This window comes from Rubrobacter tropicus (assembly GCF_011492945.1).
GTDB lineage: Bacteria > Actinomycetota > Rubrobacteria > Rubrobacterales > Rubrobacteraceae > Rubrobacter_D > Rubrobacter_D tropicus.
The window spans coordinates 228285-242720 of sequence record NZ_CP045119.1; the positions used below are offsets into that span (position 1 = coordinate 228285).

Consider the following 14436-nt stretch of genomic DNA (forward strand, 5'->3'; position numbering starts at 1 on the left):
CGATCATTTCGGCACTGAAGGTTTTAGATCCAGAGGAGAGCCCAGATGGCAGCCCACCAGATCTCGACGAAGCTCACAGATTTCTCTTCCGGCATCGTCCGGGAGTTCGCGCTTTTCGCGGCCTCGGGGCTCTCGCTTCTGGCGGCGGCGATCCACCTGTGGGCCGTCCCGGAGCACCTCTTTGAGTGGTGGGGCTACGGCGCGTTTTTCGTGGCGCTCTCCCTGCTCCAGGGCCTCTTCGCGGTGGCGCTTCTGCGCCGTCCGTCCCGCGGGCTCCTCCTCTCCGGCGCCTTCGCGAACCTCGGCGTCGTCGCTTTCTACGTTACGACCCGCACCGCCGGCATCCCGTTCATTGGTCCCCACGCCGGCGAGGTCCACGCCGCCGGCGCCCTCGACCTGACCGCCACCGTTGCCGAGCTGGCGCTGGCCGCCGCGCTCGTAGCGCTCGCGGGCGAGGGGCGCAGGGCCCGCATCTACGTCGCCCTCGGCGCCGTCCAGGCGCTCGGCACCGGGCTCGTCCTGCACGCGCTCCACTCGGGTATACACGCCGAGCAGGGACTCGGCTTCGTCACGCACTGGGTGCAGAACTCCATCCTCGCGCTTCCCCTCTCCGTTCTCGCCCTCCTCGTCGCCGGCCCGCTCGCGCGGGCCGGCGCCGGGTTCTTTTTCGGCGAAGACGCGTTCGCGGCCAGGATCTCCTGGGCGCTCGCGGCGGCCGGGGCTTACGCCGCGGCCGGTATCCCGGCCAACGCCCTCGCGGCGCACCACGCTTCGGCCGGCGCGTTCCTCGCGCAGTCCGGCCGCGACGCGGGCGTCGTGCTCGGGGTCGGGTTCCTGATCCTGCTCGCCGTGGCCCAGCTTCGCGGGACGCCCTGGGAGGTCCCCCGGTCCATAGACTTCTGGCGCCCCCGCGCCGCGACCGCCCTGGTCGGGCTCGCGGCGGGGATCATGGTCGTCGTCGGGCCCGCGGCCTTCGCCGAGATGTTCGCCCAGCCGGTCCAGGCGCAGGCCGCGCCTGGCGCCTGCTCTTCTTCCTCCTACGATCGCTCCTACGACGTGGCCGCTGCCAACGTGGACATCCCCTACAACCGCTTCGCCCAGACGAAGGAAGTCGCCGGCGAGACCGTCGGCCTGAACATGGACCCCAACGGCCAGGCCTTCGTGCTGCAGGGAGATCAGGCAGCCGTCGAGAACTGGTTCAGGCCGCTCGGCGCCACGCCTTCTGAAGATCCGGCCGGGGCCGACAACAGGCGCCTCAGGCCGCGCCCGCTCGTGATCCGGGCCAACGCCGGCGAGTGCGTGAAGGTCACGCTCACCAACGAGCTCGAAGCGACCGGCGGCGACGGCCTGCCGGACAACCCCAGGGTCGGCATCAAGGTCTACGGCCCCGCCTACGACGCCCAGACCTCCGACGGCTCCGCGGTCGGCTACAACGCCGACACCACCGTCGGCATGGGCGAGACCATCTCCTACTACTGGAAGGCCCCCTCCGAAGAGGGCACCTTCCTCTTCCGCGACCAGGGAGCCCTGGCCGGCTCCGAGGCAAACTCCGGCTCCACCGGCCACGGCCTTCACGGCGCCTTCGTCGTCGAGCCGGCCGGCTCGACCTGGAGGGACCCCGAGACGGGCCAGCCCCTCTACGCCGGCGGCGCGAACGGAAAGACCCACAACCGCCTCACCAAGCAGAGCGGCGATTCGTACATAGACGCCGACATCGTCACGCCCGGCGGGTCGTTCCGCGAGACGCTCCAGATCAGCCAGGACGAGCTTCCCGGCGGCAACGGCTTCGCCTTCAACTACGGCGCCGAGCCTGCGTGGAACAGGATAGCCACCAACCCCGCCGGCGCGAACCCGGCGGCCGAGCAGAGCGCCCCCGACGCCATCGGCGAGGAGACCTCGCTCTCGTCCTGGACCTACGGCGACCCCGCCCTCATAAAGCTCGCCAGCGGTCCCGGCCCCTGGCTCCCCGGCGCCGACAGGCAGAACAAAGAGGATTGCGGCCTCGAGAACTCCTGCTACGTCTCCAACGTCACGCACGCCTACAAGGGGGATGCGACCAAGATCCGGTTCGCCCACGCGGGCGTCAAGGAGACCCACGTCTTCCACATGCACGCCCACCAGTGGCGCATAGAGCCGAACGACCCGGGAAGCCAGATCATAGACTCCCAGACCTTCGGCCCCGGCGAGGCGTTCACCGCGAGCCTCATAGGCGGCGCCGGCTCGACCCCCAAGACGGCCGGCGACTCGATCTTCCACTGCCACCTCTACCCGCACTTCGCCGACGGCTTCTGGGCCCTCTTCCGGGTCCACGACGTCTACGAGGACGGCACGGGCTCGCTCCCCGACGGCACGAAGGTCCGCGAGCTGAAGGCGCTGCCGGGCAAGGCGGCCCCGGCCGGCCCCACGGCCGAGAAGCCGGGCTACCCGCGCTTCATCCCCGGCAAGTACGGCTGGAGGGCCCCGCAGCCCCCCGGCTCCATCAGCGAGTCGAACGGCCAGCAGGACGTTGCCTCCACCGTCCAGCGCGAGGACCTCGACCCGGCCACCCGCGTGGTCGCCGGCAGGCCTCTGAAGGCCGACGAGCTCGGCACCCGGGCCGCCGCCGGAGACGCCCTCTCCCAGCAGCTTTTGGATAAGCTCCAGCTCGAGCAGCAGAACGTGCTGCCGAACGCCAAGCCCGGCGCGCCCTTCGCCGAGCCCTGCCCCTCCGGCGCCAGGGAGGTCACCTACAACGTCAGCGCGATCCAGACCGACGTCGTCTACAACGAGCGCGGCGACCACGACACGCAAGGGCGCATCATGGTCCCGACCAAGGACGTGGAGGCGATCCTCAGCGGTGCCAAGAAGCCCGAGCCGCTCTTTATCCGGGTGAACGCCGGCGATTGCATAAACTTCAACCTGACAAACTACCTGCCCAACTGGTACGGCGGCGACGCCTTCGTCGAGCTGGCCCAGACGAACATGGTCGGCGGGCACATTCACCTGGTCAAGTTCGACGTGCTCGCCTCCGACGGCTCCTCCAACGGCTGGAACTACCAGCAGGCCGCCTTCTCGAACGAGCAGGCGCAATTCAACAAGGACACGGTCGCGGGCAGCAAGCCCTGCAACTGGAACGGCTGCCGCCTCGAGGAGACGGACGCCCCCGCAAACTACGACCCGAACAACACCAGGACGACCGTGGCGGCGCCCGGGCAGACGATCAGCGAGCGCTGGTACGCCGACACCGAGCTTCGGACGGTCTTCACCCACGACCACCACTTCGCCGCCCTCGACCAGAACCGCGGCTACTTCGGCGCCCTGGTCGTCGAGCCTAGAGGCATGGACTTCCGCAACCCGAAGACGGGCCAGTACTTCCAGCCGGGCAACGGTTCGACGGCCTCCGCCCCGACCTGCGGCGACTCCTGCGTCGGCACGGCGGCCGGTGCCGCGATGGACATCATCGGCCCCGGCGCTTCCGACGACTTCAGGGAGTTCGGCATCGCCATCCAGGACTTCGTCTCCCTGACGAAGAAGGGCGGCGACTCGCGCCTGAAGAGCGACGTCATAGCGGGCCCGGCGGCGCCCGAGGAGTTCCCGGACGCGGACCCCGGCACGGTCGGGATCAACTACCGCAACGCCCCGTTCCAGCTTCGAGAGACGGACAAGAACGGCAACCCGTCCGACCCGGCGCACGTCTTCTCCTCGACGGTCCACGGCGACCCGATGACCCCGATCATGCAGACCTATTCGGGCGACCCGGTCCGCGTCCGCGCCATCCAGGGCTCGCAGGAGGAGCAGCACGTGCTCTCCATGAACGGCGTCCGCTGGCGCGAGGAGCCGGACGACCCGAACTCGCCGCTCATCAACGCCAAGACGATAGGCATCTCCGAGGCCTTCAACTTCGAGGTCCCGAAGATCACCTGCGCCGCCACCGACCAGTCCTGCGCCGGCGACTACCTCTACGGCGGCACCTCTACCGACGACCTCTACCAGGGCGCCTGGGGCCTCCTCAGGGCCCGCGCCGAGAGGGTCCCATCCCTCCTCCCGCTGCCGGACAACAACCCGGCCGCCACGGACACGACGCCCGAGCCCGGCGAGGGCGCCGGCACGGGGTCCGCCACCTCGCCGGCCCCGCCCGAGGCCGCCACCCCGGGCAACCCGTGCCCGACGGGCCAGCCGGCGGGCCAGGTCAAGACCTTCAACGTGGTCGCGATGCAGGCCAAGGTCGAGTACAACAAGCAGGGCGACAACGACCCGCACGGCCTGATCTACGCGCTCGCCGAGGACGAGGCGGCCATCCGTTCCGGCGAGTTGAAGCCCGAACCTCTGGTCCTCAGGGCCAACCAGGGCGACTGCGTCCAGGTCCGCCTGACGAACAAGCTCACGAACAACTGGGGCCACGGCAACGCCGGCACGGACGGCGATCCGACCCTTCCAACCGAGCCCGCGGGCGGCACCCGTTCGGGCCTCAGGGTCTCCCTGAACCCGCAGGTCGTCAAGTACGACGTGCGCGGCTCGGATGGCGCGGCGGTCGGCTATAACCGCGATTCCACCGTTGCCCCCGGCGACACCCGCCTCTACCGCTGGTACGCCGACGGCGAGCTCGGCACGACGAACCTGACCGACTGGGGCGACGTGCGCGGCCACCGCCACCACGGCCTCTTTGCCGGGCTCAACATCGAGCCGCGCGGGGCCACCTACCACGACCCCGAGACGGGCGAGCCGATCAAGAGCGGCGTCTCGGCCGACATCCGGGTGCCGGGCCAGGACAACGACTTCCGCGAGTTCACCACGTTCTTCCAGGACGGCCTGAACCTGCGCGATGCCCAGGGGAACGTCATAGAGGACCCGCTCGACCATCCCCCGACCCCGGAGGAGCCCGAAGGCGAGCCTATGGACGCCGAGGACATGGGCGAGAAGGGCTTCAACTACGCAAGCTCCCCCTTCAGCCACCGCGTCCCCGAGCAGATGGGCCCCGACGGCATCCACCCGCTGCCCCCCGACGGCGACGCGATGGCCCACGTCTTCGACTCCTCGCGCCACGGCGACCCGAACACCCCGATCTACCGGGCCTTCGAGGGCGACGACATCAGGATGCGCGTCCTGCAGGGCTCTGATAAGCCCCGCCAGCACTCCTTCCAGATGTCCGGCGCCTCTTGGAAGGCACAGCCGAACGATCCCGGCTCGAACCTGATCGGGGCCCAGGGCGGCATCAGCGTCGGCCGCTCCCTGAACATGCACCTCTCCGGCTTCGACTCCCGGGGCGACTACCGCTACGGCTGCGGGGTGGCTTTCCACCACCTCTCGGGCGGGCTCTGGGGCATCGTGAGGGTCTACGACAAGCCCGCGGCGGCCCAGGCCATAAACCCGACGCCGCTCGGCAACGTGGACAACCCCCACGCCGGCGGGCACCCGATCCTGCCCCTGGAGGCCCAGAACGTCGCCACGAGCGTGACGCTGAGAGCCGCACCGACCTCGGTCCAGCCCGGCGGGACTACGGTCCTCTCCGGCAGGCTCTCCGCGACCGGCGGGCCGCTCGCGAACCGGCAGGTAACGGTCGAGCAGAGGCCTGCGGGATCCACCGCCGCCTTCGCCCCCGTGCCGGAAGGGCGGGCCACGACCGACGCCGAGGGCAACTTCAGGCTCGCGAACGTCTCGCCCGGGAGGACCACCGAGTACCGGGCCGTCTTCGCCGGCAGCTCCGGGGCCGGCCTGGAGCGCTCCGTCAGCGCCGGGGTCAGGGTCGTCGTGATGGGCGAGACCACCCTCCGGGCCACCGCGAGCCCCGCCGTCGTCTTCGGCCAGTCCACGAACGTCACCGGCTCCCTGACGGAGGACGCGAAGGCGCTGGCCGGCAAGCAGGTGACCCTGGAGCAGCGGCCAGCGGGCCAGACGGCGTTCTCTCGGGTGGGCACGCCTGTAAACACCGACGCCAACGGCAAGTTTATGTTCTCCGGCATAAAGCCGCCCAAGAACACCGACTACCGGGTCGTATTCGCCGGGGAGACCTCCACGGGCCTCAAGCCTTCAGAGGCCACGGTTCCGGTCAAGGTGCGGGCCGCGGTCTCCGTGACCACCGCTGGTGCCGACCTCAAGCTGGGCAGGAGCCGCCCGATCTCGGGCTCCGTGGCCCCGGCCCACGCCGGCGCCGTCAAGCTCCTCATCAAGCGCAACGGCACGGCGCTCCCGTCAAAGACCCTGCGCCTCGACGCCGATTCCCGCTTCACCTACACCTACAAGCCGAACAGCCCCGGCTTCTACACCGTGCAGGCCACCTTCGCCGGGGACGCCGACCACCTCGCCGGCAGCAGCGCGACAAAGAGCTTCCAGGTAATCCGGTAACGCAATCCAGGTCCAGTGGCCCCGCCTTGCTTGGTGGGGCCACTTCGCGTGTCGCCGTTTTGGGGGTGCCCGTCTGGGGGTGCCCCTTCTAAAGTAGCTAGTAATGGCTAGTACAAAAAGGCCAATAAAAGTTAATCCTTTTGGGCGATACCGGTATCCCTCTAAGTGTCCAATATATAACCGTAAACCAGGGAAAGGGAGGCGACGACGATGCTGCGCAAGATAGGCCTTATGTTACTGATGGGAGTGATGCTTCTAGCGCTCGGGGTTGGGGCGGCGCTCGCGGGCGACGGTTCGACCATCACCGGCACGAACCAGGACGACAGGTTGATCGGCACGAACGCGGACAACAGGATAAACGCGTTCGACGGCAAGGACTTCGTTATGGGGATGGGCGGCAACGACACCCTCAACGGCGGGAACAACTCGGACAGGCTCAACGGCAACTGGGGCAACGACACCCTGATCGGCGGCCAGAACTCCGACGTGCTGCTTGGCCGGGTCGGCAACGACACCCTCAACGCCGCGGATAACCAGCAGGACACCCTCTTCTGCGGCCTCGGCACGGACCGCGCGATCGCCGACGCCATCGACATCGTCGCGTCGGACTGCGAGAGCATCAGGCGCGTGAACTAGCCACGGCATCCCGAACGACTAACGGTTCGAAGGTAAGAGCCGGGGCTTCGGCCCCGGCTCTTTGCCGCGTTGGGAGGCCGGTTTGCGGGGATAGCCCAGTTGGGCTAAAGAAAGATCGCCCATCTGCGCGATGGCGCCCGGGACCGCTGAAGCGATCATTGTCTCAGGCTGGTTCTTACCGAGAGAGGCTGCGCAAGTGGGAGCTACGAAGGCATCACCTAACGTTGCGGGCGGCAGGCTGTGGGCCTGCCTGATCCTGACGGCATTCCTGCTCGTCCCCCTTATGGTGGCCCCCCGCCCATCAGGCGCGGTCGTCTCCTCCACGGGCTTCCCCGTCTCACTCAACCCCGAGAACGAGACCCAGGCCGCCGTTAGCGGCAACACCGCCGTGTGGACCGTCTCCCGCGCGGGCGGCCCCGACATCCAGGGCAAGAACCTCTCCACCGGCCTGGATCTCCTCATCCCAACCGAGCCGGGCGCCCAGACGCGCCCCTCCGTGAGCGGTCGCACCGTCGTCTGGGAGGACGCCTCCTCCGGTAACGCCGACATCTACGGCTACGACCTCGTCACCCGCCAGAAGTTCCCCGTCGCCGTCGGCCCCGGCAACCAGACGCGCCCCTCCGTGAGCGGCCGCGACGTCGTCTGGGAGGACGACCGCAACGGCAACAGGGACATCTACCGCTTCGACCTCGACTCCGGGCAGGAGAGCCCGGTCACGACGGCCCCGGGCGACCAGCGCGACCCCGACGTCGACGGTGGGCTGGTAGTGTGGGAGCAGCGCGACGCCATGAACTCAGACGTTGTCCTCAAAAACCTCGCGACCGGCGCACGGAGGACCGTAGCCTCGGGCTCCGCCTGGCAGGATTCCCCCGCCGTCAGCGCTGCCGCGGTGGTCTGGCGGGTGGAGAGCGCCTCCGGCGACTACGACGTCCGCGGCTACGACCTCGCCGGGCAGCGTGGGATCGAGGTGGCCGTCGGTTCTGACGACGAGTACGCCCCGGATATCGACGGCCGGACGGCGGTGTGGACCCACAACCCCGGCGGGAACGCGGACGTTCGCGGCAAGGACCTCTCCACGGGCGAGTCTTTCACCGTCGCCCAGGGCTCCGGGCAACAGGAGGTCCCGGCGGCTAGCGGCGAAACCGTCGTCTGGGAGGTGCAGCGGGACGGGGACGACGGCTTCGGCAGCTTCGACCTTCAGGGAGCGAGGCTCGACCTCGCGCCCGCATCGCCTGCGGGCCTGGCGGCGATGGGCTCCGGCGAGGGCGTTGCGCTCGACTGGGAGGGCAACGCCGATTCCGACCTCGCCGGCTACAACGTCTACCGCGCCGCCTCCGAGGGCGGCGAGTACGCGAAGCTCAACACCCGTGGCCCGCTCTCCGCGACCTCCTTCGACGACGCCCAGGCCCCCAAGGGGACGAGATCCTACTACCGGGTCACGGCCGTGGACGCGGCGGGGAGCGAGTCGGCGGCGGCCCGCGCGAGCGCCGTGGTCCCGAAGGCCACCCAGCTCACGCTCTCCGCGAGCCCCACGCTGCTGAACTACACGCTTCCAAACTCCTCCACCACCCTCTCGGGACAGCTCTCGTCAGAAGGGACGCCCCTCGCCGGGAAAGGGATAGTGCTGGAACGCAAGCCGCTCGGGGGCAGCGCCTTCGTCCCCGTGTCGGGCGGCGAACTTACTACCGACGCCGGGGGGAACTTCTCCCTCGCCGGCCTCAAGCCGGAGCGGAACACCGAGTACCGGGCGCGCTTCGTCACCGACGCGGAGGAGCTCCAGTCTTCCGCCAGCCCGATCGCGGCGGTCGAGGTGAAGCTGCTCGTCAACACGGGACTCTCCGCCACGCGGGTGAAGCTCGGCAAGGCCGTGGGCATCTCGGGGTCGGTCTTCCCCGCCAACTCGGGCAACGTCACGCTGAACATCGCGCGCAACGGCCTTCCGCTGACGAAGATCAACGTTCCCTTGCAAAGCTCCCGCTTCTCCCGGCTCTACAGGCCGCCCAAAACGGGCCTGTACACCGTGAGGGTCACCCCCGCCGGCTACCCCCAGCACCTCGTGACCACGACCACCAGGTCCTTCAGGGTGACGATCCGCTAGAGCGGGTTTCGGAAGCTGATCGCTTCCGAAACCCGCGCGGTCAGCGATCAGCCCGCTCCGGCCTGCTTCGCAGGCCTCCGCTATCAGCCCTTCAGCTTTTTGGCTGAAGGCTGATAGCTGACAGCTTTGCAAACCGCTGTAAGACCCAAGTTACGCAACGGAACGAAGCCCAGGGGCCCCTCGTTGGAGGGGGCCTGAATTTCGCGCCCCGGCCTTCGGTAGGCCGCTACCGGCGCACCGTCAGGTTCTCGCAGCTGGTCTGTTCGGCGTACTCGATAAGGTTGGACCCGCCCAGCTCCCGGAAGTCCAGAACCAGGGTGTCGTTGCTGCCGGTGCCGCAGTTGGCGGCGTCGTTCTGGGGGTCTCCCGCGATGACGACGTGGTCGTTGCCCGTGCCGCCGTTGACGGTGTCCGTGCCGGGACCGGCGTAGATCTTGTCGTTTGCGGGGCCGCCCGAGATGGTGTCGGCGTAGCTGTTGCCGTAGAGCGTGTCGTACCCGAAGCTGCCCTCCACCGAGTCTGACCCGCTGCCGCCGACGAGCAGGTCGTTGTTGTGGCCGGCGTTCATCTTGTCGTTGCCGCCGAAGCCGTACATCTTGTCCACGCGCGTGCTGCCCGTCATCACGTCGATAAACCTCGTGCCCGTGCATTTACCGCCGTCGCAAGCCACGCGGGCGGCCACGGCAGTCCCGGCGAACGAGACCACCAGCACCGCCATCATCGAGATGAAAAGTACAGGTCTCTTCATGTCTACACCCCGTTTGGTCGTCGCCCCGGCCCCGACGTGCCCGGACTCTTCTCCTCCTTGGCTGCACACGCAGCAGATGCTACTAGTCTAGCATCGTGGCCTCCCCGTCCGGGGGTTTCCGGGGCCGGTTTTTGTCGTTTTCGCCCGGTGCTCGCCGTTCCGGGAGCCTGTCGTCGTCGGGACCTAGCCCAGATGGACTAGAAAAAAATCCTGAGCTTTCGCGATGGCGGCGTGGGCCGTATCGCCGATCATCTTCGGGTGCGAAGAAGACAAGAGGGGGACCAATCGTGACTCTATCAAGTAGAAGCACCGATGGCGCGCCACCGGGGACCGGAGCATTCGGCCGACGACGCCCACACTTCGGAAGACGACGTACGGATCCTGCAAGCGGGGCCAGCGAGAGACGTAACCATATCAACGTACGGAGAGGAAGGACCTTGATCGGTAACTACAAGCAAGCTTTGGTGGGTGGAAAAGAGAACGGGCGAGGCACTGCGGTCAGGATAACGCTCGCCGCCGTTGCCGCGCTACTGCTCCTCTCCGCCGTGCTCGGGGGGCTGGCCTCGCCGGTCCGGGCGCAGGAGCAGTCCCGTCAGGGCCTGGCCGAGAGCGGACCCATAAACCCCGACAGCGGATTCCCGTTCTGGTACAAGGACCACAGCGGGGCGAAGCTGGAGCTTTGCCTCAACCCCAAGCCGGCGACCGTACCCGACGGCGCCCCGAACGCGGGCGCGCCGAACCCCGGGGGCGGGCGCTGCCTGACGCCCTTCGAGATGCCAGACGAGAACGCGCCCATGGTCTTTCCCGACAACTTCCCGGGCGAGGCCTTCTGGTGGACCGGCGAGGCCCACATCGAGGACCCCAACGACCCGAATGCCACGAACGCGTTGCTGGTGATGGCGGCCGAGTCCGCGTTCGCCAACGAGAACCCCAAGGAGGGCGACCAGATGAGCTTCGGGCGCGTTCGCGTCCGGATCGACAACGGCGTCCCCGGCGCCACCTACAGGGTCACGCATCCCTACGGCATCGACACGGTCGTCGCCGAGGACAAGGACGGCGACCCCGCGACCGCCAACGACGGCCGGGTCTTCGTCACCGAGGACATCGGCTGCTTCCCCACGGCCATCACCACGTGCAACTTCGACAAGATGCTGAACGGCCGCGTGGGCCCCTTCCTCAAGTGGGACACCTTCGGCAACGGCACCGACGGCGACGAGGCCACGCCCGCCGACGAAAACCTCATGGCCCTCGACGCCGACGGCAACCCCGACCCCAACCGGCCGGACGCCTACTTCGGTGACCCCGACACGCCCCACAAGGTCGTCGGAAGCCCCAAGGGGACCAACTACTTCAAGATTGAGCAGATAAAAGACGGCGCCGGCCGGCCGCTCGCCGAGCCCGCGCTCGTCGGCGAGACCGACCTCTTCGCCGTCACGGGCAAGGTCGCCGAGCTCCGGCTCGCGGCCGAGGCCGTCGGGGCCGAGGGCCGCGCCGACACCGTCTTCAACGACAAGGACCAGAAGATAAAGCTCGTCCCCTCCGAGCCCGGCTCCGAGGTCTACTACACCACCGACGGCTCCGACCCGGCCGACGGGGCAAACCCGAACCGCAAGATCTACGACCCGAACGGCGCGGGCGTCGCCCTCGAAAGCGACCCGACCGCCGCCGCCGGCGTCGACACCAGGGTCCGGGCCATCGCCGTCAAGGACGGGAAGACCTCGGCCGAGCTCGACAGGACCTACACCGTGGACCTCGTCGCCCCGAACGTCGTCTTCTCCGGCCTCGCGGCGGGCAAGCACGAGGAGCCGGGCGACCTCACCATAGCCGCGACCCAGAAGGCAAGGGTCTACTACACCACCGACGGCTCGGACCCCACGGACGAGGCCAACCCGAACCGCAGATCGTTCGTCTACGACCCGGCCCCCGGGGCCCAGAACGAGGGCAACGTCCTGAACATCGCCCGCACCCAGACCGTGAAGGCCGCGGCCCTGGACCTCAACCACAACGAGGCCACGGGCCAGGACGAGGAAGGAGCCTGGAGCCGGATCAAGAGCCGGAAGTTCGTGGTCGCCAACCTCAAGGTCGGCCCCGTGAACCCGCACACCGGGTTCCCGTTCTGGTACGAGGACCGCAACGGCGTCAGGCTCGACCAATGCCTCAACCCCGTCGCGGCGCCCGAGGCGGGCGGCGGGTACTGCGCCACGCCCATGGAGATGCCGGCGGACTGGCAGCCGGGCGACGGCGTCCGCTTCCCCGACCGCTTCCCGGGCGAGGCCTTCTGGTGGACCGGCGAGTCCAGCATGGACACCAGCGAGAGGGGGTCTGCAGACCTGATCATGGCGCTGGAGGCCGCGTTCCTCAACGAGGAGCCGAACCCCAACGACCGTATGGTCTTCGGACGCATCCGCATCCGGGTAGACGACCTGATCATCGGCGAGACCTACAAGGTCACCCATCCCTACGGCGTCGACACCTACGTCGCCGAGGACAACGGCAAGGGCAGCGGGGAGATCAACGTAACCGAGGACATCGGCTGCATGCTGCCCTCCGAGGCGGAGCCCTGCGACTTCAACGAGGCCCGCTTCTCCCGCGTCGGCCCGTTCCTGACCCTCGCGGATAAGACCAAGGAGCCTACGGACGCCCCGGACGGCGGACGCTACCTCGCCGACCCCGTAACCGACCAGGACGTCGTCCAGGGCAGCCCCATCATGGCCCACGCGGACCCGAACGACCCCGACTCGCCGATGGTCCCCGCCAACTTCTTCAGGGTCGAGGGCCCCGGTATCCGGGCGGTCCAGGACGAGGAATCCGCGGTCGACTTCAACCGGGGGACGGCCGAGAAGCCCTACATCCAGTCCGACTTCTTCTCCGTAACGGGCCGGTACTCCGAGTTCCAGGCGGCCGCGAGCGCGGTCGGCGGCTTCTACAACAGGCCCCTGGACGTGACCCTCGGCGCCTCCGAGTTCGACGCGAGGATCTTCTACACGCTCGACGGCTCCGAGCCTGTTGGCGCGGACGGCCAGCCGACGGAGAACGCGCGGGAGTTCGTCGCGGGAGCCCCGATCCAGATCCCCGCCAACGGCGAGACCACGCTCAAGTACGCCGCCACGAGCGCCACCCATCCCCGGCCGACGAAGGTCTACACCGAGGTCTACAAGATGGACACCGAGGCCCCGGTCGTGGTCGCCGAGGACACCCCCGAGGCCGGCTCCGTCGTGGAAGGCGCCAGGGTCTTCGAGAACGTCAACCCGGCGGTGAGGCTGAGCGTCGCCAACGAGCCGGGCAAGGTCAAGATCTTCTACACCACCAACGGCACGGACCCCTCCGATCCCACCAACGTCGACAGGGCGCTCTACGACGCGGCCACGCCGGTAGTGATCCGCAAGGACACCACGCTCAAGTTCTGGGCCGTAGACGAGGCCGGCAACTCCTCCGAAGTCGGCGCGCAAGCCTACGACATCGTGGACAACCAGGCGCCGAACGTCCCGTCCGTGGACCTCGCGGCGGAGAGCGACACGGGCAAGTCCAACGAGGACAACGTCACCAACGCCGCCAGCCTCACCTTCACCGGCGACGCCGAGGCTGGCTCCGCGGTGAAGATCCTGGTCAACGGTACCGAGAGGGGAAGCGCCGTCGCGGGCGAAGACAACAGGTACAGCGTCACCATCGCCGGCCTCGCCCCGGGCGCGGATCTTCCCGTGACGGCCACGGCGACCGACCAATCGGGCAACACCAGCGCCGCCACCGATCCGGCCCTGAGCCTCACGATCGACCGGACGGCCCCCAGGGTCACGGCCCAGGCCGCCGCCGGCACCTACCCCAGGGCCCACACGGTCACGCTGACGCCAAACGAGGCGGCAAGCGTCCACTACACGCTCAACGGCGCGGTCGATCCGGCCCCGGGCGCGGCCGGCACCACGGAGGGCAACTCCGTCCGCATCGCCAACGCCCGCGACACTTTGAGGTTCCTCGGTGTCGATACGGCCGGCAACGTCTCCCAGACGTTCGTGGCGGAGTACAGGATCCGGAACTTCCTGCCCACTATCTCCAACATGAGCCCGACCACGGCCATAAGGGACGCGACGCCTCGGGTGGCGGCGACCGTCAACGACAGCGACTCCGACCTGACCGAGGCCGACGTCACGCTCTCGATCAACGGTCGGGCCATACCGCGGTCGGCCTTCGTCTACAACGCCGACACCAACCGCCTGACCTACCAGGTCCCGGCGGGCCAGCCGCTGGACCCCGGCCGCTACAACGTCAGGGTGACCGCCACCGACGTCGACGGGGGCTCCGCCGCGAGAAGCTGGAGCTTCACCATCCGTAACCGCTAGTAAGGGGGGCAGACGGGAGCAGAGGGGGCCGGCCCAGCATCGGGCCGGCCCCCTTTTCGAAACCTCGCCAAAGGCAACGCCCGGGTGGAGTGGGGTTGGCGAAACGCATTCGCGGGTCGAAGACGCGAAGAGCACCGAACTGGCCGCGAACCGCGGGTCGTGGCATGCTCCCGCATCGAACCCGGCTTGTGGGTGAGTTGGAGGAAGCGGCGTGGGCGAGGACGACGGTCGACGGGACGATTCGGGGGCATACTCGTACCCCCGCCGCCCATCTTTCTCGGCGGCCTGGTGGCGGGCCT

5 protein-coding genes are annotated in these 14436 nt (G+C 68.6%); 4 read left to right on the forward strand and 1 reads right to left on the reverse strand.

All coding sequences use genetic code 11. The annotated features are described in order from the left end of the window. Positions 1-45 precede the first annotated feature (45 nt). The 3 genes from GBA63_RS01120 (at position 46) to GBA63_RS01130 (ending at position 9055) form a co-directional block, all read left to right on the forward strand. On the forward strand, positions 46-6321 hold the full coding sequence (locus tag GBA63_RS01120) for a hypothetical protein (protein WP_166172686.1): 6276 nt from the start codon (positions 46-48) through the stop codon (positions 6319-6321). A gap of 210 nt (positions 6322-6531) precedes the next feature. After that, entirely contained in the window at positions 6532-6957 is a 426-nt protein-coding gene (locus tag GBA63_RS01125; RefSeq protein WP_166172688.1) for a calcium-binding protein, read from the forward strand. A 196-nt stretch (positions 6958-7153) separates the two neighbouring features. Further along, positions 7154-9055 (forward strand): hypothetical protein, encoded by a 1902-nt coding sequence (locus GBA63_RS01130; protein WP_166172690.1) that lies wholly within the window; start codon positions 7154-7156, stop codon positions 9053-9055. Positions 9056-9281: 226 nt separating this feature from the next. Here GBA63_RS01130 and GBA63_RS01135 read toward each other — a convergent pair whose 3' ends face one another. Beyond that, on the reverse strand, positions 9282-9803 hold the full coding sequence (locus tag GBA63_RS01135) for a calcium-binding protein (protein WP_166172692.1): 522 nt from the start codon (positions 9801-9803) through the stop codon (positions 9282-9284). Between the two features lie 437 nt (positions 9804-10240). Here GBA63_RS01135 and GBA63_RS01140 point away from each other — a divergent pair, with 437 nt between their 5' ends. Further along, positions 10241-14137, forward strand: a complete 3897-nt coding sequence (locus GBA63_RS01140) for a chitobiase/beta-hexosaminidase C-terminal domain-containing protein (RefSeq protein WP_166172694.1) — start codon at positions 10241-10243, stop codon at positions 14135-14137. The last annotated feature ends 299 nt before the right edge of the window (positions 14138-14436 follow it).